This window comes from Roseibium sp. TrichSKD4 (genome assembly GCF_000148725.1).
Lineage (GTDB): Bacteria > Pseudomonadota > Alphaproteobacteria > Rhizobiales > Stappiaceae > Roseibium.
Genome location: NZ_GL476320.1, coordinates 614,933 through 633,863, shown reverse-complemented (window position 1 = coordinate 633,863; position 18,931 = coordinate 614,933). Strand labels below are relative to the sequence as shown.

The 18,931-nt window shown below is 55.1% G+C and carries 18 protein-coding genes and 1 pseudogene; 11 read left to right on the top strand and 8 right to left on the bottom strand.

Annotated elements, in window-relative coordinates; genetic code table 11:
- Positions 1 to 36: 36 nt before the first annotated feature.
- The 5 genes from TRICHSKD4_RS23755 to TRICHSKD4_RS23735 form a co-directional block, all read right to left on the bottom strand.
- Positions 37 to 255: a hypothetical protein gene (locus TRICHSKD4_RS23755; RefSeq protein WP_009759777.1), complete on the bottom strand. Its 219-nt coding sequence runs from the start codon at positions 253 to 255 to the stop codon at positions 37 to 39.
- A 120-nt stretch (positions 256 to 375) separates the two neighbouring features.
- The gene (locus tag TRICHSKD4_RS23750) at positions 376 to 1,761 is read right to left on the bottom strand and encodes an ATP-binding protein (RefSeq protein ID WP_139052266.1); all 1,386 of its coding nucleotides are present in this window, start codon (positions 1,759 to 1,761) and stop codon (positions 376 to 378) included.
- Entirely contained in the window at positions 1,745 to 2,425 is a 681-nt protein-coding gene (locus TRICHSKD4_RS23745) for a response regulator transcription factor (RefSeq protein WP_009759775.1), read from the bottom strand. The genes TRICHSKD4_RS23750 and TRICHSKD4_RS23745 overlap by 17 nt, the downstream gene beginning before the upstream one ends.
- A gap of 160 nt (positions 2,426 to 2,585) precedes the next feature.
- Positions 2,586 to 2,987 (bottom strand): PepSY domain-containing protein, encoded by a 402-nt coding sequence (locus TRICHSKD4_RS28590; protein WP_009759774.1) that lies wholly within the window; start codon positions 2,985 to 2,987, stop codon positions 2,586 to 2,588.
- A gap of 101 nt (positions 2,988 to 3,088) precedes the next feature.
- Complete coding sequence (locus tag TRICHSKD4_RS23735) at positions 3,089 to 3,844, bottom strand: sulfite exporter TauE/SafE family protein (RefSeq protein WP_009759773.1); 756 nt, start codon at positions 3,842 to 3,844, stop codon at positions 3,089 to 3,091.
- A gap of 82 nt (positions 3,845 to 3,926) precedes the next feature.
- Between TRICHSKD4_RS23735 and TRICHSKD4_RS23730 the strand changes: the two genes are divergently transcribed.
- Complete coding sequence (locus TRICHSKD4_RS23730) at positions 3,927 to 5,144, top strand: winged helix-turn-helix domain-containing protein (protein ID WP_040617523.1); 1,218 nt, start codon at positions 3,927 to 3,929, stop codon at positions 5,142 to 5,144.
- A gap of 38 nt (positions 5,145 to 5,182) precedes the next feature.
- On the opposite strand, the gene TRICHSKD4_RS23725 is transcribed toward TRICHSKD4_RS23730, so the two are convergent.
- Complete coding sequence (locus TRICHSKD4_RS23725) at positions 5,183 to 6,586, bottom strand: nicotinate phosphoribosyltransferase (protein WP_009759771.1); 1,404 nt, start codon at positions 6,584 to 6,586, stop codon at positions 5,183 to 5,185.
- Between the two features lie 68 nt (positions 6,587 to 6,654).
- Positions 6,655 to 7,719 carry an NUDIX domain-containing protein gene (locus TRICHSKD4_RS23720; RefSeq protein ID WP_009759770.1) on the bottom strand — a complete coding sequence of 355 codons (1,065 nt, stop codon included), beginning with the start codon at positions 7,717 to 7,719 and terminating at the stop codon, positions 6,655 to 6,657.
- A 227-nt stretch (positions 7,720 to 7,946) separates the two neighbouring features.
- Here TRICHSKD4_RS23720 and TRICHSKD4_RS23715 point away from each other — a divergent pair, with 227 nt between their 5' ends.
- The 10 genes and pseudogenes from TRICHSKD4_RS23715 (at position 7,947) to TRICHSKD4_RS23670 (ending at position 17,579) form a co-directional block, all read left to right on the top strand.
- Positions 7,947 to 8,138, top strand: a complete 192-nt coding sequence (locus tag TRICHSKD4_RS23715) for a YgaP-like transmembrane domain (RefSeq protein WP_009759769.1) — start codon at positions 7,947 to 7,949, stop codon at positions 8,136 to 8,138.
- 362 nt (positions 8,139 to 8,500) lie between these two features.
- The gene (locus tag TRICHSKD4_RS23710; RefSeq protein WP_009759768.1) at positions 8,501 to 10,171 is read left to right on the top strand and encodes a formate--tetrahydrofolate ligase; all 1,671 of its coding nucleotides are present in this window, start codon (positions 8,501 to 8,503) and stop codon (positions 10,169 to 10,171) included.
- 264 nt (positions 10,172 to 10,435) lie between these two features.
- Complete coding sequence (locus tag TRICHSKD4_RS23705) at positions 10,436 to 10,726, top strand: hypothetical protein (protein ID WP_040615985.1); 291 nt, start codon at positions 10,436 to 10,438, stop codon at positions 10,724 to 10,726.
- 84 nt (positions 10,727 to 10,810) lie between these two features.
- Positions 10,811 to 11,562 (top strand): annotated as a pseudogene (locus TRICHSKD4_RS29710) (IS5 family transposase).
- Between the two features lie 318 nt (positions 11,563 to 11,880).
- Positions 11,881 to 12,585: a cobalamin-binding protein gene (locus tag TRICHSKD4_RS23695; protein WP_009759767.1), complete on the top strand. Its 705-nt coding sequence runs from the start codon at positions 11,881 to 11,883 to the stop codon at positions 12,583 to 12,585.
- Between the two features lie 16 nt (positions 12,586 to 12,601).
- Complete coding sequence (locus TRICHSKD4_RS23690; RefSeq protein ID WP_009759766.1) at positions 12,602 to 13,270, top strand: DUF1638 domain-containing protein; 669 nt, start codon at positions 12,602 to 12,604, stop codon at positions 13,268 to 13,270.
- 108 nt (positions 13,271 to 13,378) lie between these two features.
- Positions 13,379 to 13,681, top strand: a complete 303-nt coding sequence (locus TRICHSKD4_RS23685; protein WP_009759765.1) for a virulence factor — start codon at positions 13,379 to 13,381, stop codon at positions 13,679 to 13,681.
- Entirely contained in the window at positions 13,674 to 14,558 is an 885-nt protein-coding gene (locus TRICHSKD4_RS23680) for a methylenetetrahydrofolate reductase (protein WP_009759764.1), read from the top strand. The genes TRICHSKD4_RS23685 and TRICHSKD4_RS23680 overlap by 8 nt, the downstream gene beginning before the upstream one ends.
- Positions 14,559 to 14,571: 13 nt before the next feature.
- Positions 14,572 to 15,522, top strand: coding sequence for a methyltetrahydrofolate cobalamin methyltransferase (locus tag TRICHSKD4_RS23675; RefSeq protein WP_009759763.1), 951 nt, complete (start codon positions 14,572 to 14,574; stop codon positions 15,520 to 15,522).
- A gap of 23 nt (positions 15,523 to 15,545) precedes the next feature.
- Positions 15,546 to 17,579 carry an ASKHA domain-containing protein gene (locus TRICHSKD4_RS23670; protein ID WP_009759762.1) on the top strand — a complete coding sequence of 678 codons (2,034 nt, stop codon included), beginning with the start codon at positions 15,546 to 15,548 and terminating at the stop codon, positions 17,577 to 17,579.
- A gap of 225 nt (positions 17,580 to 17,804) precedes the next feature.
- Here the strand turns inward: TRICHSKD4_RS23670 and bmt are convergent, their stop codons facing one another.
- A complete protein-coding gene (gene bmt / locus TRICHSKD4_RS23665; protein ID WP_040617522.1) occupies positions 17,805 to 18,830 on the bottom strand; it encodes a betaine--homocysteine S-methyltransferase in 1,026 nt (341 codons plus the stop codon).
- Positions 18,831 to 18,931 lie beyond the last annotated feature (101 nt).

Here is an 18,931-nt window from a genome sequence, read left to right as displayed (position 1 = left end):
AGCCAACTGGCTCCCGTTTTACGTTCTGTCTCACCATCAAGCGGCTGGTGCATCTGTATGGTGCATCTCTGTCTTTGGCTCTGGCTTCGCCTTGTTCCACCAGCTTTCGGCCATTGATATCATTGAATTCGCACAAGCTGCCAAAAACCCAACACCGATAACCGCGATGCCGAAGGCGAAGGCAATCGGCATAATGATCAGGCCAACAACAAGACCGGCGATCATGAATATGGTGCGTTCACGTTTGCTCATCATCTCTTTTCATCTCCTCTGCGTGATCTTTCGATACACCTGATATGGAGAGCCGAGATGACCGATGCCTGTCTCCAACCTTACAAAAATGTCAGACAGGCAATTGCTGAAAGGAAAATGCGCTCACGCCTTGAAAACGAGCGATGTTGTCAGTCCAACTGACGCGACCTTTTTTGTATCCGCCAAGACAACATCGGCCTTATGAAGCTGGGCAACAGATTGAACGAGCGCAAGCCCCAGCCCGAATCCGCCATTTGACCGGGCATCGTCCAAACGTATGAACGGTTTCAACACCCTCAGCTTATGTTCATCGGGAATTCCGGGTCCCTCGTCTGCAACGGAAATGCTGTTCGAGTTCACAATCAACCGAATTGCCCCACCGGGCACACTATAGCGCAGTGCATTTTCGATAAGGTTGGCAATGGCTTGCTTTAAAAGTGCGGGGTCGGCGCGCACTGTTGCGGCCGGAACTGTGCTTTCAAACTCAAAACGAAAGCCGTTGTCCTCAATAACCGCGCTGTAGGCGTCCGAAAGCTCGTTTGCCAGCTGGACCAGGTCGACATCTTCAAAACGCTTTTTGCTTGCTCCGGCATCCATGCAGGCAATCTGCAGAATAGCGTCAAAGGTGATCAGGATGCGGTCAAGCTCGGCCAAGGCATGCTCAGCCGTTTCACCTGCCCGCCCTTCTTCATTTTCAAGCGCCAGCGCTTCGAGCCGAACTCGAAGACGGGTCAATGGGGTTTTTAAATCGTGTGCGATATTGACGGACAACTCGCGAGTTTGCCGCAACAACACCTCCAAACGATCCGTCGTCGCATCGATGTGGGACGCCAGATCACTAAGGTCATCTCGTCGTCCGAGTGCCCCAACACGTGCGCTCAAATTGCCCTCAGCGATCTCATCAAGCACGCGGGTTATTTTTCCAAGACGGCGTTGGGCGACATACCCGAATCCAATTCCGGCGCTAATCGTGAGCACGGTCGCAATTGCCCCAGCTGCAATGAAGGCACCGGGCAGCAGCTCCAACAAGTCTTCTGCCGTATCCCAGCGCTGCGCAACAGTGAGTCGGCCACCAGCCGCAGGCCCGGTATAAATGCGCCAAAGGCTGACTTCATCCTCGCTAGCTTCCACCTTCAAGGGGATCGTGCGGTAACCGTTTTTTGAAAACAGTCTTCGAGGGGAAAACCCCAGCGTAGCGCCGGACCGGGTTTGAAAGCTGGCGAAAAAGATCAGATCATCGGACCGACGTGGGTCGCCAAAAAGATCAATCTCAAACTCTGGCTCATCGTCATCATCTTCGCCATCGAGGCTTTGGGTGATTTGGACGGCCAGCGCTTCAAAACGAACCTTCAGGTCATCATCAATTTGATCTTCCAGTGCCTCAGACAAGAGATACTGCGCAACACCACCTGCAACCAAAAGGATCAGAACAAAAAGCACAGAAAGCGCCAAGGAAAGCCTTAGCGCACTTGATCTGAATAGCCCTTTGATCTCAGTCCTCAATGACATAACCAGCACCTCGGACCGTTCGTATCACGGTATCTCCAAACGGTTTCTCGATCTTGCCACGAAGACGACTGATATGCGTTTCCACCACGCTGGTCGTTGGATCAAAGTTCATGTTCCAGACCTTTTCCAACAGCATGTTGCGTGTCTGGATTCGCCCGTTGGATCGGATCAGGGCTTCGAGCAGGGCAAACTCCTTGCCATTAAGATCAACATCCTGACCGGCCCGGGTACACTTGCGCCGTAACAAATCGAGCTCAATGTCTTTCACGTTCAACTTGGTGGTTTCTGTTTGCTCAGAGGCAAACGAAGACCGACGCCCGAGCGCACCCACACGGGCCTTGAGTTCTGAAAACGCAAATGGCTTGGCGAGATAGTCATCTCCCCCCGCTTCCAATCCCTCGACCCGATCGTCTACATCGCCCATCGCGGTCAGAAACAGCACAGGCGTCGCCACCTTGGCAGCCCGAAGCGCCTTGAGTACGGACAGACCGTCCAGACCTGGCGTCATGCGATCCAGGATCAGAACGTCATAAGAGTTGATGGAACCAGCGGCGAGCGCTTCCCGGCCATCCTTGAGCCAGTCGACCACATGGCCTTCGCGGGTCAAACCATCATAGACCCACTGACCAATTTCCGGATCATCTTCCAGAACCATCAATCGCATAGTGTCGCGTGCTCCGTCTGCCGAGTGGATAAATGTCCGGTCATTTTGTCCGTTTGATGCATAGCATTGCTGAAAGGGTCAATTCCAAATACGGGACCGCAGCCCGGACATGTCATCCGAACTGCGGGAATTGACTGCAAAAGGTCAATTGTCCATCGCCTTACTGGACAGTGGTGGCAGCACCATTTTTGTCATCCCGATCCTTTCCACCGCGGCGATAATCATCGTCGTCGTCATCATCATCCCGTCCCCAGCCAAAACCGTCATCATCCTTTTCGACCGAAACGATTTCGCCACTTTTAGCGTTAATCGTGACTTCTGTTTCACTGTCTGCCGATTCAATTTCGATTTCATAGACCAGCTCACCACGCTCGGATTCAAGCTCGATTTCGCTCACGATGCCATCAACTTCAGCAAGTGCAATCTGGGTCGCCTGTTCCATGGAAACGCTCGCCTGCGAAACATCGAGAGGTTGAGAATTTGAGCTTTGAGCAAGTGCAACACCTGAAACACCAACCGCTGTCAGGGAAGTAGCGATAAGCAAGGTACGAAGGGTTTTCATCAATCAATCTCCTTAGGTTGCCGGCTTTTCGTCCGCCGATGACAAAAGAGATATTCCGCCCACCTGACAGGCGCCGGGCGTGAGTTTTACATTTTTGTAAGTTAGCCAAGCAGAGCCGAAACACCGACTGCAAACAGATAAAGCCCCAGACCCAGAATGGTCGCCAACACGACACGCCGGAATGCCTTCTCGCTCAACCCCTTCCGAAACCGCTGGCCAACATAAACCCCGATGAAGGTCGGAAGCATCATGACGACTGACGGCCCCAACTGATCGGCCTCCAGATAGCCGACGCGCGAAAGGGATAGCCACAGAGCGACGGTGGAGATCAGGAACAAAAGCCCCATCGCCTGCACCAGTTCATCGCGAGTCAGACCTAACGACTGGAAATAGATAACGCCGGGAAAATTGAAAGTTCCGGTCAAACCGGTAAAGAGACCGTTCAGCAAGCCAAGCGGGACTGCGAGCCAGCGTTCCGCCGATGGTGACAGTCGCGGCTGCAATCCCGCAAGCCCCGGCAATGCATAGAGAATGAAGAGGCTTCCAAGCAGGGTTTCGGACCACCCGTCCTGAAGGCGGGTCAGAACCAACGCACCCGCCCAGACGGTGACGGCAGCAAAGACCAGAAACAGCCACAAGCGCTTCACGAGGACCGAGAAATTACCGCCCGAAAAGGCCTGCCAGAAATTGGTGACCAGCGATGGCACCAGAATGAGAGTGATGGCTGTCTGATGCCCCATGATGAGGGTGAGAAGGCCGAGACTGAGCGCTGGAAGACCAAAGCCGACCAGTCCTTTCACCAAACCAGCGACAACAAAGATCAAACCTGCAACGAGAAAGACATCCGGAAATTCCATGACCGCAGGCTAGAAGCGAATTGACGCAAAGAAAAGCGGTTTTCGGATTGCGAACAAAATAAGAACAATGTTAGCTGTTGCTATGACTCGTATAATCCTTCCCCGGCTCGACAATCGGCAAGCTCGCCACCTGTTTCTCGACAAGCACGGCCTCGCGGAAGCCCCGAAAGGACCTGCCAAGGGTGAAGACCTATTGAACGTGATCCGGCAGATCGGGTTCGTTCAAGTGGACAGCATCAACACGGTCGCCCGTGCCCACCACATGATCCTGTTTGCCCGTCGTCCCGCCTACAAGGAAACTGCGCTCAAAAAGCTGCTTGAGAAAGACCGCGCCCTGTTCGAGCACTGGACCCATGATGCGTCCATCATCCCGACCGAGTTCTATCCCCATTGGCATCTGCATTTCCGCCGCCATCGGGAAAAACTGTCGGAGCGCTGGCAGAAATGGCGCCGCGAAGGTTTTCTCGACAAGATCGATGGTGTCTTGCAGCAGATCACCGAAACAGGCACCTGCACCTCCGGCGATGTTGGCGAGAATGAACAGCGCAAGAGCGGCGGCTGGTGGGACTGGCATCCATCCAAGACAGCATTGGAATATCTCTGGCGAACGGGTGAACTGGCGGTCTGCCACCGCACCAATTTCCAGAAGGCTTATGATCTTTCCGAGCGGGTGATTCCACAGGACATTCGATCCAACGTGCCACACGAAGCGGAGACGATTGAATGGGCGGCCACAAACGCGCTCGCCCGTCTTGGCTTTGCAACATCCGGTGAAATCGCTGCATTCTGGGATTTGATCACACCAGCGGAGGCAAAGGACTGGTGCCAGAAGGCTCTTGCCGACGGCAGGATCATCGAAGCGGACATCGAGATGGTGCCAGGCCACAAGCCCAGACAAAGCTTCCTGTTTCCCGAAACACTGGATCAATTGGCCGACCTGCCGGAACCCACATCACGCGTCCGCATTCTGTCCCCCTTTGATCCTGCGCTGAGAGACCGTAAGCGCGCCGAGCGACTGTTCGGATTTCACTATCGCATCGAGGTGTTCGTGCCTGAACCCAAGCGGCAATACGGCTACTACGTCTTTCCGGTCCTGGAAGGCGATCGCTTGATTGGACGGATCGACATGAAGGCGCTTCGAGCTGAAGACCGGTTGCATGTCCGCGCCTTCTGGCCAGAGCTGGGCGTTCGCCCGTCCAAAGCCCGATTGAAAAAACTGGAAGCCGAGCTGGACCGGATGGCGCGTTTCGCAGGCTGCTCAACCACGACGTTCGAGCCTGATTGGCAAAGGTCCGCCTGACCGAAAGGCCAGACGGACCCATTTCCGTTGAAGGCTGCTCAGGACACCCGAGCAACCAGCGCAGTTTGTGCCCGCTCGCGCACGTCTGCAAAGGTCGTTTCAGCAAGCAGCTCGCCATTTCGGAACACAGGCTTCAAAAGCGAAGCTGCTTCGTTAGAAGCATCCAGCGCCTTGCTGACCAGCTGGCCACCTTCTTGCACCACAACCTGACGACCGGCTTTCGAAGCCTTGCGGGCATCGGTTTTCGGAGCCTTGTTGACGTCCACCCAGTCACCATCTGCTGTCTGCATGGCGTTTGCCTTCATGGCAAAGCTAAGCGTGTCACGGTTAACCTTCTGCAAAAGGCCTGCCCCCATGCCGAAGGCCATGTTGTCCAGCGACCAGCCTCCCGCGATCATCTTGTCCACCAGCTGCTTGATGGTCGACAGGGTCATACCATCCCCCTGAATGACGCGAACGGCGTCATTCAGAACGCGGAAACCCTTGGCGTTTTCACGCCCGCCAAAGCTGTTCCAAAGGCTTTCCAGAACCTTCAACGGTGTTTCAACAGGATCGCCGCTGTCTGGCCGCACCACGATCGTACCCTTACTGGCCAGAACCTTGTCCTTCAGCTCCTGTCCCCAGATAGTATCGACTGCGTGGAACAGGTCGTAGCTGTCGGAGACCACGGCAACCAGTTTCCCTTCGCCCGCGAACTGGTCCAGCATGTTGGCAAAGGCATCCCGCTCACGATTGGGGCCCCAGCTTGTCATGGTCGAGTGCTCAGCTGCCGGAATGGAGTAACCCGGCACATCACCGCCATAGTAGGTCATGGCCGCACCAAGCGCTTCCATTGTGTCCGTTCCGGCGAAGTTCACCAGATGTGCCATGCCACCCAGCGCCGCACTTTCGGCAGACGAGACACCGCGCGCGCCAAAGTCATGCAGCTTGAAGGGAACTTGTGCATCTGGCGCTTCCGAGGTCTTCAGAAGCCCAGCATAGATGATCTCCTTGCATTTGAACGACAATGTCGCAACAGTCGAGGGGTACCATATCGCGCGCAACAACCCAGTTTCGATCCAGGTTGTCAGCCACGGAAAGCGGTCATCGGTGTTCTGTAACTGAATGAGCGGAACACCGCTTGGAACAACATTCCCTTCTTCAAGTGCGGAGATTTCAAGCGGAAACAATCCGCCATGCTTTTTCAAAATGACTTCCCAACCAGCCCGGTTGAACGGTTCGCCATGCGCCCGGCAGATCACCTCTGCTTGATCTATATCCTCTTGAGTGAACGGCTTTGAGAGCACGTTTTTCAAAAAGGCCTGCAGACCGAAGAACAACACTTCCTTGGAGAAGTCGTTGGGACGCGCCTCGACATAGGCCGAAATCCGCCGCGCCTCAGGCGGGTATTGCAGGAAGTGGGACTGCTTGTAGCTGTCGACAGCCAAAAGTGGATTGGTCATATGAACTCCTCACACGACGGTTGGAATATGCTGCAAGGCTCCCTCGCAGCCAGAAAACGGAAAGCCGATCAAAGATCAACCATGAGATTGATGATCGACCAGTGATCCTCGAAAAACAGCTCAGGTCTCAGATCGCCGAGCCTGTACCAGTTGGCCGCTCGCGCATCATCGCTGCCAGTTACCTCAAACAGCTGACGGCGATCCGGCAGACGAAACAGGTGGGCGTGAGTGATGATCCGCGCCCGCAAAGACCGCTCGGGATGGTCGAAGACACGGGTCTTTCGATCATCAATGAATGAAGCCAGCATTGCCGGCGGGATCTCCCCTTTCTCATCGCGAATGCGGGTTTCTTCACGAAGCTCGCGAACGGCAGCGTTGCGCACCGTTTCCTTCGGATCCAGAAAGCCGCCGGGAATTGCCAGAAGGCCCTTCCCCGGCAAGCGTCCCCGCTCCACCAGAAGAATGTGCCCAGACTGGATCACCACGGCATCGGCTGTCACGAACGGTCCGCGGCCCCATTCCGTCGGATAGGCTTCCAGATATTCAGCCTCTTCCAACAGCCCTCGGAATGTCTCAGACATTTTGAAGCGATCGAGCCAAACTGCCACTTCATCGGGCACAACAGTATTTGGAACGACAGGAATACGCTGAAAGAACTGCCTGCGAATATCTGTCGATGAAAACGTGCCATACTGGCTGTCCAGCTGAATGTTGTCCCACTCGGGAAACAGCTTCAGGTAATAACTGGACCGATCCTTGCCGTATCCGGTCAGGGCGATGCTGACATCGCGCAAGCCATGCAGTCCGATCCCGCCGCCATTTTGCAGGTCCAAAATCGTCTCATCGACGCAGCGCTGAACTTGGGCGCACCAGGCCGGGTCAGAATAAAGGTGGTCTGATACAGGCCGAAGTACGAGCCGCCCGGTCGCAACCTCGTGCTTGAACACATGCTCAATCATCTCCACCCGCTCTGCATGAGTGAACGGGTTACGTGGATCGCGCGCGGTGCGGGCTGATCCGATAAGTACGATAAGCGTGGAAACTTGCTCAAGAGCCGACCGGATAACGGCCTCATGGCCACTGTGCAGCGGCTGAAAGCGCCCAATGAAGACGCCATAATCAAAACTGGACATCCGAGACTCCCTCGAAAGAATGTAGCGCTAAACTCCTCAGCAACCCTTACTTATTCTCATTATGAGTATAATTCAAGTGCTAAAATTCCCAATAGGAAAAGTTCCATCACATCTGCGCGAGAGGGACGCCGTGACGCAGGGGTCTTCCTACCAAATTGCACAAAACTCAAATATGTTCAAACTATCGAAATAATTTAAATAGGACACATTCCATGTCAAATTAGCGTTTGGTTTTGCTTCTTGTCGGTGTCATTGTTTTGGCCTCGGCTGCCCTGGCCGCCTTGGTCAATATCAATTTCCTCTGGCTGACGGGCCTAATGGGTCTCAACCTGATCCAGGCCGCCTTTACCGGCACCTGTCCGGGAGTTTTCATTCTATCCAAAATCGGACTGATTGGACGCAGCCAAGCCACTGAATGACACGGGCTATTCCGCCAAGTTCTCAGCACCAAATATACAGTTCAATCAGAGGGGCCATATGTGACGCATGTGGCCCATTATTGTTTCTGGACCAGGCTGCAGTGATAAGGCGGATAAACATCTCAATCCGCTAAGAAATTTCCAACAGAACGGTTGAACTCCTCTGATTCCCAAGCTCATAATAAATTTCACCATCCAGATCTGCCCCGGCTCAAAAACCACAAACTAATTTCCCCTCCGAGACACCTCGTCGCATCCCGCCCTGCGGGCGTCGGTTTCAAGACGATTTGGCGCAAGCTTCAATCCTAGCTTCGAGGAAATTTTCTCGGTCTATCAGGGCCAAACCAAACGAGGAACGACCCATGGCGAGTGATATCGAAATTGCCCGCGCAGCGAACATGAAGCCAATCCAGGAGATTGCAGAAAAGCTGAGCATTCCGGACGACGCCCTGATCCCTTACGGCAAGACAAAGGCCAAGGTTTCCGGCGACTTCCTGAAGTCCCTGTCTTCAAAGGAAAACGGCAAGCTGATCCTTGTGACGGCGATCAACCCGACACCCGCCGGTGAAGGCAAGACCACGACAACTGTAGGTCTGGGCGATGGCCTGAACCGCATCGGCAAGAACGCAATGATCTGCCTGCGCGAACCTTCTCTTGGCCCCTGCTTCGGCATGAAGGGCGGCGCGGCCGGCGGCGGCAAAGCGCAAGTCGTGCCGATGGAAGACATCAACCTGCACTTTACCGGTGACTTCCACGCCATCACCTCCGCGCACAACCTTCTATCCGCCCTGATCGAAAACCACATATACTGGGGCAACGAGCTGGGCATCGACCAGCGCCGCGTTGCTTGGCGCCGAGTTCTCGACATGAATGACCGCGCGCTGCGGTCAATCGTTTGTTCCCTTGGCGGTGTCGCCAACGGCTTTCCGCGCGAAGGCGGTTTCGACATCACCGTTGCCTCTGAAATCATGGCCATCCTTTGCCTTGCAACGGATCTGGACGACCTTCAGCGCCGCTTGGGCGACATCATCGTCGCCTATCGCCGTGACCGCACTCCGGTTTATGCACGCGACCTTGACGCCGATGGCGCCATGACCGTTCTCCTGAAAGAGGCAATCCAGCCGAACCTGGTTCAGACGCTGGAAAACAACCCGGCCTTCATTCACGGCGGACCATTCGCAAACATCGCCCACGGCTGTAACTCCGTCATGGCCACGCAGTCCGCTCTCAAACTGGCTGACTATGTTGTGACAGAAGCAGGGTTTGGCGCTGACCTTGGCGCAGAGAAATTCTTCAACATCAAGTGTCGCAAGGCCGGCCTCTCCCCGGATGCCGTTGTGATCGTGGCAACTGTTCGCGCCCTGAAGATGAATGGCGGTGTTGCCAAAGACGATCTCGGTCAAGAAAACGTCGATGCCGTCAAGCAGGGCTGTGCCAACCTTGGCCGCCATATCGAGAACGTAAAACAATTCGGCGTTCCTGCAGTTGTCGCCATCAACCACTTCACAGCAGATACCGACGCAGAAGTACAGGCGGTTAAGGACTACTGCGCTGAACTGGGTGTCGAAGCTGTTCTCGCCTCACACTGGGCAAAAGGGTCAGAAGGCACGGCAGAACTGGCTGAGAAGGTCGTTGCTCTTGCAGAAAGCAGCGCAGCACAATTTGCACCACTTTACGACGACAACCTGTCCCTCTTCGAGAAGATCGAAACCATCGCCAAACGCATCTATCGGGCCGACGAAGTCCTTGCCGATAAGAGCGTGCGCGATCAGTTGAAGCGCTGGGAAGCCGATGGCTACGGCAATCTGCCGGTCTGCATGGCCAAAACTCAGTATTCCTTCACAACGGACCCGGCCATGCGCGGAGCACCAACTGGCCATGGCGTCCCCGTTCGTGAAGTCCGCCTGTCCGCAGGCGCAGGTTTCATTGTCGCGATTTGTGGTGAGATCATGACCATGCCGGGCTTGCCACGCGTTCCATCCGCCAACCACATCAAGCTGGATGACAATGGTCAGATCGAAGGTCTGTTCTAGGGCTGCGGATTACATCACCTTGACGACAAAGGCGGGCCATCGAGCCCGCCTTTTTTATTCTGCTACGTTCGCTAGGGTCAAAACCCATTGAAGTCGTTGTTTTCAGTTAGTAATTCTATTTAATGGGCCAAACCAATAACTGCAATGGGTTTCCCAAGGGCCGAGTGCACTGAGAGTTGCTAAGTAGATAACACTGATTCACATACTGTTAAATATAAGGCAAATCGTTTGATTGGTTGGAATGATTTGTAGGAGGGGCGAAGTATGCTTATTGGGCCCAATAGTGCACACGACGTTTTCGAGAGCGAACGCAAAAAATCAAGTGTGCCTAATACAGCTGAGATTTTTGGAAATCTGTTGCAAGATTTGACTCGAGAACTAGGGTTAAGCCGCCCAGAAGTCATATCTAAACAGGAAGTAAAAGAGATCGTGGATAATAAAGAAGCGCAGAATATGTACTTGATTGATCACAAAGAGCGGACAAATTCGGAAGCGCGCGTCCAAAATATTCAAAACAATAAGCGATATGTAGATAATATACCTCCGAAACAATGACTTGGGGGCAATTCCCATTGAAATCATTGATTTGATGTAGCAAATCAGATTCAAGGTTCCAAAATATGTGATTTGGAGGCTTGTATGGGACATCTGTTTTGGCTGTCGGATGAGCAATGGGCAACGATCGAGCCACTTCTGCCGAGGAACATAGGGGGCGCTCGCAGGGTCGATGACCGCAGGGTGATTTCAGGCATCATCCATGTTCTCAAAGTGGGATGCCGCTGATGCGATTGCCCGTCAGCCTATGGGCCTTCGACGACGATCTACAACCGCTTCAACCGCTGGTCTCGCAAACGGTTCTGGACCGATCTGGTCGAGACGCTGGCAACGTCGGGCGCGGTGACCAAAAGCACCTCCATCGACAGTACCTACGTCAAGGCGCATCGCTCGGCCCACGGCGGTAAAGGGGGGCGAAAAATCAGGCGGTCGGGCCGTCGCGGGGTGGGCAAACCACAAAAATCCATGCTCTTACCGACGTGATCGGCCGTCCTTTTGCGTTCCTGCTGACTGGCGGCAATGCCGCAGACACTCCGGTTGCGCCTCATCTGCTGGCAGGCTTGAAGGGAGCAAGGTACCTGCTCGCTGACAAGGGATACGATGCCAACAGCTTGCGCAGACATCTGCGCCAGCGCGCAATCGTCCCGGTCATTCCCGGCCGCTCAAACCGTAAACGCGCCATCCGCTATGATACCGAACGCTACAAGAACCGCCATCTCATCGAAAACGCCTTCTGCCGCCTGAAGGATTTCCGCCGGGTCGCAACCCGCTACGACAAACTCGCCAGAAACTTCCTGTCCGCTGTAGCCATCGCAACACTCGTTGCATTCTGGTAATGAATGTGTCTGAACCCTAGTAGACCAAGCACAGCCGATCTTCTCTCAATCGAGTAATCAAACGCGATTACAATCAGTTACAAAACGTCCCTGAATCAATTTAAGAACTTAGGAAGAAGCATTTTCGTCTCCGCCCAAGATGCAGCTGAAACGACCCAACGCAAGCAAACCCAAAAACTGTTTTTCGAGCCCGCCTTTCCGTCAGGGTCGTGAAAACGACTAGACATGTCGGAATGAAGATATCCGACAAACTCTTCTCAGACATAAGGTTTTACTTGGATTTCTGGTTTGCACGACTTGGTGCACTTGGAGCGACATATGTCAGAAGAAGACGATATTGACCTGAACGCCCTCTCCGACGATGAACTTGTCGAGCAGATGCATGATGACCTTTATGACGGGCTTCAGGAAGAAATCACCGAAGCAGTCAACATTCTGCTTGAGCGCGGCTGGGCTCCTTACGACATTCTGACCAAGGCACTTGTTGAAGGCATGCGGATCGTTGGCGTCGACTTCCGCGATGGTATCCTCTTCGTGCCGGAAGTGCTCCTGTCTGCCAACGCCATGAAGGCCGGAATGACCATTCTGCGCCCGCTTCTGGCGGAAACCGGCGCACCCAAAGTCGGCAAGATGGTCATCGGCACGGTTAAGGGCGACATTCACGACATCGGCAAGAACCTTGTGTCCATGATGATGGAAGGTGCCGGGTTCGAAGTGATCGACATTGGCATTAACAACCCGGTCGAGAACTATCTGGAAGCGCTTGAAGAGCACCAGCCTGACATCCTTGGCATGTCTGCTCTGCTGACAACCACCATGCCCTATATGAAGGTTGTCATCGACGCGATGGAAGAAAAAGGCATTCGCGACAACTACATCGTTCTGGTTGGCGGCGCTCCGCTCAACGAAGAATTTGGGGAAGCTGTTGGAGCTGACGGTTATTGCCGCGATGCAGCAGTTGCTGTTGAAATGGCAAAAGACCTCATCGCGCGTCGTCACAACCAACTGGCCGGCAAGGCCTGATCAGACGTGAAGCGGTATGGCAGAGGATATTCCCCTCTTCCCGCTTCCTGAAGAAGAATTAGGCCCGGCCAAGAAAATTGGCCGGGTTCTTGTTATTGCCTGCGGTGCGTTGGCCCGGGAAATCCTCGCTATCAAGGAAATCAACCGGCTCAATCACATTGATCTCACCTGCCTGCCTGCGCAGCTGCACAACACCCCAGACAAAATCCCGGGCGAAGTTCACCGCGCGATCCTGGCAAACAGGGCCGTCTATGACGATATCCTGATTGGTTACGGCGATTGCGGCACTGGCGGCCTTCTCGACAAGGTTCTGGAAGAAACAGGCGCGCGGCGCATTGAAGGCGCCCATTGCTACGCCTTCTTTAGTGGGCTGGAGGCGTTTGATCAGCTGGAAGACGACCAGCTTGGCACCTTTTACCTCACAGATTTTCTGGCCCGTCATTTCCAGACAATGGTTGTTGATCCACTGGGACTGGATTGGAAACCGGAACTCAAAGATCTCTACTTCGCGCATTACACCCGGATTCTTTACCTCGCGCAGACGAACGACCCCAAGCTGGAAAACGCCGCAAGAGCTGCTGCAGAGCGCCTTGAACTCCCCTTTCAAATGCACGTGACCGGATACGGAATGCTTGGCGACTTTCTGCGGGAAACCGACCCTCGACACGGGGAAGAATTGCCGTGAAATCAAGGCGATTGGGGACAGGTCGTTTTTGAATTTGCGCGTGCCGCATTCAAACCGCCTGACGTTGGGGCGTTCCGGCAATGATCTGGCTGAGGAAGGGACATTGTTATGGCTCAAAAAATCATTGTTTTCTGGAGGGATATCCCGGCACAGATCCTTGTCAAAAAGGGTCGTAAAAGTGCGCGCCGTGAAATGCCGCCCGTTTTCATGGAAGCAATTGATGCCTGCGCCATGCGCGTAGGAGCCAAGGACAGCGAGGCCTATATGGCTGAATGGCGCCGCGCTGATCCTGTTGATGTCTCAGACGAACTGGAGCAAGAGGCTGATACAGCCCTCCAGGACCTGATTGCGGCCTACCCAAAAAACCGCCTGAAATTATTGCTCGACCAGGGAGGCAAGGAGCATGTCTGATCACCGCCTGACGCCGGAAGGCCGCCTTGCCGCTTCGACAGAAATGTCGCCCAAGCAAGTGGTTGAAAAATCTGAATTGCTGGAGTTCATTCCAAAAGGCACACGGGTCTATGTCACAGACTTGGGCAATGCCTCAGAAGACATGATCGTCTCTGCCGCAAAAACTCTGAGCGACCGTGGCTACACGCCAGTCCCGCATATGGCCGCACGCCGGTATCAGAGCGTAGATGCTTTTGAAACACGGATCACGCGCCTGACCCAGGAAGCCGGCGTAACTGACGTGCTGGCAATTGCTGGTGAAGCCGACAAGGCCGGCCCACTCACCTCATCTGTCGCTCTTTTGGAAACCGGTCTCTTCGACAAACTGGGCATCAAAACGATTGCGGTTGCCGGTCACCCGGAAGGTGCGCCCGAAATCAAGCCCGATGTCATCAAGTCCTTCTTGATGCGCAAACATGAACTGGCCGCTGAGAGCGATGCACAGTTCATTCTGGCAACGCAATTCGGCTTTGACCCGCACAAAGTCAGCCAGTGGCTGGACGAGATCGCTGGCTGGGGCAACCAGTTCCCCGTCCATATCGGCATTGCCGGTCCGGCGAAAATGACCACCTTGATTAAATACGCCGCCTTTGCCGGTGTTGAGAATTCTTTGAACTTCTTGAAGAAACGCGGCGGATCCGTGGTGTCCATGCTAGCCGGATACGACCCGGAAACCATGGTCGGCCCATTAGAGACCCGCGTTGAAGCCCGCCCAGATACTCAGTTGCAGCAGCTGCATGTTTATCCGTTTGGCGGCATCCAAAAAACCGGCGAATGGCTCGCCAACCGTCGGAGTTGGTCCTTTCGCAGCACTGACACATCATCCCTGAGAGCTTGAGGGAAATACGAAAATGACACGCACAATTGTGGCTTCGGCGACCAGGGAAGTCATCATCGGCTTTGATCAGCCGTTCTGCGTTATCGGCGAGCGCATCAATCCGACCGGCCGCAAAAAGCTTGCAGCGGAAATGAACGAAGGCAACTTCGAAACCGTAAAAGCCGACGCTCTGGCACAGGTCGCAGCAGGCGCAACAGTTTTGGACGTCAATGCTGGTGTGACGGCGGTCAACCCGAACGAGACCGAGCCGCCACTCATGGTCAAGACGCTTGAGATCGTTCAGGAACTTGTCGACGTTCCGCTCTCCATCGATTCCTCAGTTACCGCCGCAATCGAGGCAGGGCTCCGGGTCGCTAAGGGCCGCCCCCTGGTCAACTCTGTCACCGGTGAAGAAGAAAAGCTGGAAGCGATTCTCCCGCTGGTGAAAAAATATGATGTGCCGGTTGTTGCGATTTCCAACGATGAAAGCGGCATTTCCGAAGATCCGGACGTTCGCTTTGCCGTTGCCAAGAAAATCGTCGAACGCGCTGCCGACTACGGCATCCCGGCACACGACATTGTGGTAGACCCGCTGGTCATGCCCATTGGCGCTGTTGGCACTTCTGGTCAGCAGGTGTTCCAACTGCTTCGCCGCCTCCGCGACGAATTGAAAGTCAACACCACCTGTGGCCTGTCCAACATCTCCTTCGGCCTGCCGCATCGTCACGGCATCAACGGGGCATTCATTCCGATGGTTATTGCCACAGGCATGACCTCCGCCATCATGAACCCGTGCCGTCCGCAGGAAATGGAAGCTGTTCGTGCAGCGAACGTGCTCAATGGCACTGACCCGAACTGTCAGGAATGGATCATGACCTATCGTGATCACCAACCGGCAGCAGCCGGGGCATCAGCTGCTCCAACTGAAGCGCCAAGCGCGGGCGGTCGCCGCCGCGGCGGGCGCGCGGCACGTCGGACGGCCTGATAAAAACAATACCGGGAGCGGCAATGAGCAACGGCAAGGAACTGGCAAAGGTCGTTTTCCAGCCAAGTGGAAGACGGGGTACCTTCCCCGTTGGCACACCTCTTTTGGATGCTGCACGCTCTCTCGGTGTTTATGTTGAATCTGTTTGTGGTGGTCGCGGTATTTGCGGCCGCTGCCAGATTTCCGTTTCCGAAGGTTCCTTTGCCAAGGAAAATGTCGTCAGTGACGCAAGCCACCTTGCGCCAGCAACCGACGCAGAAAACCGCTACGCGGAAAAGCGCAGCCTACCCGCTGACCGTCGCCTTTCCTGTCAGGCAAAAATTCTGGGCGACCTGGTTGTTGATGTTCCAACCGATGCCCAGACCAACCGGCAAGTTGTGCGCAAGCGCGCCGAAGCCAAGGCCATAAAGGCAGATTCGCCGATCCGGCTGGTCACAGTCACTTTGGAAGAACCGGACATGGAAACACCGCGCGGGGATGCTGACCGCCTGCGCGAAGCTGTCGCCACGGCTTGCGGTGTGGCCAACTTGACAATTGATCCGGCCCTTTTGCCGCGTATCCAGACCATCCTGCGTCAAGGCAAATGGACAGTCACCGCAGCGCTTCATGAAGATGGCGATCACGCTGCTTCGATTTCGGCTCTCTGGCCGGGCGAAAAACGCGGCGTTTATGGCCTTGCCGTCGACATTGGCTCAACAACGATCGCAGCCCACCTTTGCAACCTGCAAAATGGCCGCACAGTGACCTCGCAGGGCACGTCCAACCCGCAAATCCGTTTTGGCGAAGACCTCATGTCGCGGGTGTCTTATGTGCAGATGAACCCCGCCAAGCTGCCGGATCTCACCAAGGCTGTGCGCGATGCCATCAACGCGCTGATCGGCAAGCTGGTGGCAGATGTTGGCGCAGAGCGATCCGATGTTCTGGATGCCGTCTTTGTCGGCAACCCGGTGATGCACCACCTCTTCCTTGGCATTGACCCGGTAGAGTTGGGCGGTGCGCCGTTTGCGCTTGCTGTTTCTGATGCCTTGCAGCTGAAAGCCCGTGATCTTGATCTGGAGCTGAACCCTGGTGCGCATGTCTACATGCTGCCGTGCATTGCTGGTCATGTGGGGGCGGACGCAGCAGCAGCTACACTGGCGGAAAGCCCCTATTCGTCTGAAGAAATTACGCTTTTGGTCGACGTTGGCACCAATGCCGAGATCGTTCTGGGCGGCAAGGCCCGCCTTCTGGCGGCCAGTTCTCCAACCGGACCAGCCTTTGAGGGGGCTGAAATCTCCTCCGGCCAACGCGCCGCTCCCGGAGCCATTGAGCGCCTGCGCATAGATCGCAACACGCTGGAGCCGCGCTACAAGGTCATCGGCGTTGATGAATGGTCAGATGAAGACGGTTTTGAGGAAAAGATCGATCAGGTCGGCGTCACCGGCATCTGCGGCTCCGGCATTATTGAAGCCGTCGCTGAAATGTATCTTTCAGGCCTCATCACCGAAGATGGCATCATCGATGGTTCCATGGCCGAGCGGACAGACCGCGTTGAGGCCTCAGGCCGCACCTTTTCGTACAAGATCGCCGACCGGGACGTTGAAATCAAAATCCTGCAGACGGATATCCGTGCCATTCAGCTGGCCAAGGGAGCCCTTTATGCCGGTGTGAAACTGCTGCAGGACAAGCTCGGCACAGACAAGATTGACCGCATCAAACTCGCTGGTGCCTTTGGCAGCTACATTGATCCGACCTATGCCATGGTTTTGGGGCTTATCCCGGATTGCTCGGTGGATCATGTGTCAGGAGTTGGCAACGCAGCTGGCACAGGCGCGCGCATGGCCCTTCTCAACATGGGATATCGCCGCGAGATCGAGCAAACCGTTCGAGACATTGAGAAAATCGAAACCGCGCTGGAACCCAAGTTCCAGAATCACTTCGTCAATGCCATGGCCCTGCCCAACAAGGTGGACCCCTTCCCGAAGCTCCGCGCAGCCGTCGAGCTGCCAGCGCGTAAGGAACTTGAAACGGCCGGCAGCGATGACGGCGGTAGACGCAGAAGGCGTCGGCGGGGGTAGCCACCGCTATCGTGTTCAACTTGTTGGCGCATCTACTTCAGTCATTCCGAACGAGTGCAGCAAAGCTGCACGATGATCCGGAATCCAGCGTTGCAGCATGAGCCTAAGCGAATTCCAAAAACGCTCAAGCCACGCGAAGCCTGACTTATGTCTGGATTCCAGATCTGCGCTTCACTCTGGTTCAGCTTGTCTGGAATGACAGCGTCCAATATGCATATTTGGAAACTACCCGCGCCGTCGTCCTCGCCTGCGTCCAGACCCGCCGCCATCGCTTTCCCGGGCTGCATCGGCTTCCAGATTGGGAGGTGAGACGAGCGGACCGATTTCCGAAAGGATTGCCTCCAGTGTGGGGCGCTCGCCTTTGGTGTGTGTGTCCATCGCTGAACGCATAGCGGCGAGATGACCTGCCGACGTGCCGCAGCACCCGCCGATAATCCGTGCCCCCGCGTCGAGCGCCATATGGGTGTATTTGCCCATCAGCTCCGGCGTGCCGGTGTAAACGACTTCGTCGCCGCGAACTTCCGGAATGCCGCAGTTTGCCTTGGCAACGACGATGGCGGAAGGGTCTGCTTCCGTGATCTCGGAAATGGCAGCAAGAAGATCGGACGCGCCAACACCGCAGTTTGACCCAATCGCCACCGGCTCGCAGGAAAACTCTGACTTGAGCTGCGCCATACCTTTTGGAGACAGGCCCATCATGGTCTTGCCAGCGGTGTCGAAACTGGCCGTGATCACCAGCGGCACGCCCTTGCCCTTGGCCGCTTCTGCTGCAGCCTTCATTTCTTCAGGGGCAGACATGGTCTCAACCCAAAGAATATCAGTGCCGCCTTCAATCAACCCGTCGATTTGCTCTACAAATGCCTCAACTGCCTCTTCAAAGCTCAGTGCGCCGAGAGGTTGGAACAGCTCTCCTGTTGGACCGATCGATCCGGCCACCAGTACATCGCGGCCTAACGCTTCACCAACTTCCCGGGCCAGACGAACACCAGCTGCATTCAGCTCTTTCACGCGTCCTTCTGCATTGTGAAGCTTCAACCGGTGCCGATTGGCCCCGAACGTGTTTGTGAGAATGATATCCGAACCAGCCTCGGCAAAGCCGCGGTGCAGTTCCTTGATTTTCTCAGGCTCATCCACGTTCCAAAGCTCTGGCGCATCACCCGAAGTGAGCCCCATATCAAACAGGGTCGTGCCCGTGGCCCCGTCTGCCAATAGCGCACCTTTATTCGCCAGAAGATCTTCAAATTTCGACATGATTTTCTTGCCCACCAAAGCAGCTTTCGCTGCGATAACTTTGTATATGCGAAATAGCAGAACCCGCGCAGATGTCTACGCGGGTTTTGGTATATTGTAGT

What these genes read in the sequence shown, in the direction of transcription:
- TRICHSKD4_RS23755 (WP_009759777.1), bottom strand. Translation starts at nt 255, where the DNA reads ATGATGAGCAAACGTGAACGCACCATATTCATGATCGCCGGTCTTGTT.
- TRICHSKD4_RS23750 (WP_139052266.1), bottom strand. Translation starts at nt 1,761, where the DNA reads ATGTCATTGAGGACTGAGATCAAAGGGCTATTCAGATCAAGTGCGCTA.
- TRICHSKD4_RS23745 (WP_009759775.1), bottom strand. Translation starts at nt 2,425, where the DNA reads ATGCGATTGATGGTTCTGGAAGATGATCCGGAAATTGGTCAGTGGGTC.
- TRICHSKD4_RS28590 (WP_009759774.1), bottom strand. Translation starts at nt 2,987, where the DNA reads ATGAAAACCCTTCGTACCTTGCTTATCGCTACTTCCCTGACAGCGGTT.
- TRICHSKD4_RS23735 (WP_009759773.1), bottom strand. Translation starts at nt 3,844, where the DNA reads ATGGAATTTCCGGATGTCTTTCTCGTTGCAGGTTTGATCTTTGTTGTC.
- TRICHSKD4_RS23730 (WP_040617523.1), top strand. Translation starts at nt 3,927, where the DNA reads ATGACTCGTATAATCCTTCCCCGGCTCGACAATCGGCAAGCTCGCCAC.
- TRICHSKD4_RS23725 (WP_009759771.1), bottom strand. Translation starts at nt 6,586, where the DNA reads ATGACCAATCCACTTTTGGCTGTCGACAGCTACAAGCAGTCCCACTTC.
- TRICHSKD4_RS23720 (WP_009759770.1), bottom strand. Translation starts at nt 7,719, where the DNA reads ATGTCCAGTTTTGATTATGGCGTCTTCATTGGGCGCTTTCAGCCGCTG.
- TRICHSKD4_RS23710 (WP_009759768.1), top strand. Translation starts at nt 8,501, where the DNA reads ATGGCGAGTGATATCGAAATTGCCCGCGCAGCGAACATGAAGCCAATC.
- TRICHSKD4_RS23705 (WP_040615985.1), top strand. Translation starts at nt 10,436, where the DNA reads ATGCTTATTGGGCCCAATAGTGCACACGACGTTTTCGAGAGCGAACGC.
- TRICHSKD4_RS23695 (WP_009759767.1), top strand. Translation starts at nt 11,881, where the DNA reads ATGTCAGAAGAAGACGATATTGACCTGAACGCCCTCTCCGACGATGAA.
- TRICHSKD4_RS23690 (WP_009759766.1), top strand. Translation starts at nt 12,602, where the DNA reads ATGGCAGAGGATATTCCCCTCTTCCCGCTTCCTGAAGAAGAATTAGGC.
- TRICHSKD4_RS23685 (WP_009759765.1), top strand. Translation starts at nt 13,379, where the DNA reads ATGGCTCAAAAAATCATTGTTTTCTGGAGGGATATCCCGGCACAGATC.
- TRICHSKD4_RS23680 (WP_009759764.1), top strand. Translation starts at nt 13,674, where the DNA reads ATGTCTGATCACCGCCTGACGCCGGAAGGCCGCCTTGCCGCTTCGACA.
- TRICHSKD4_RS23675 (WP_009759763.1), top strand. Translation starts at nt 14,572, where the DNA reads ATGACACGCACAATTGTGGCTTCGGCGACCAGGGAAGTCATCATCGGC.
- TRICHSKD4_RS23670 (WP_009759762.1), top strand. Translation starts at nt 15,546, where the DNA reads ATGAGCAACGGCAAGGAACTGGCAAAGGTCGTTTTCCAGCCAAGTGGA.
- bmt (WP_040617522.1), bottom strand. Translation starts at nt 18,830, where the DNA reads ATGTCGAAATTTGAAGATCTTCTGGCGAATAAAGGTGCGCTATTGGCA.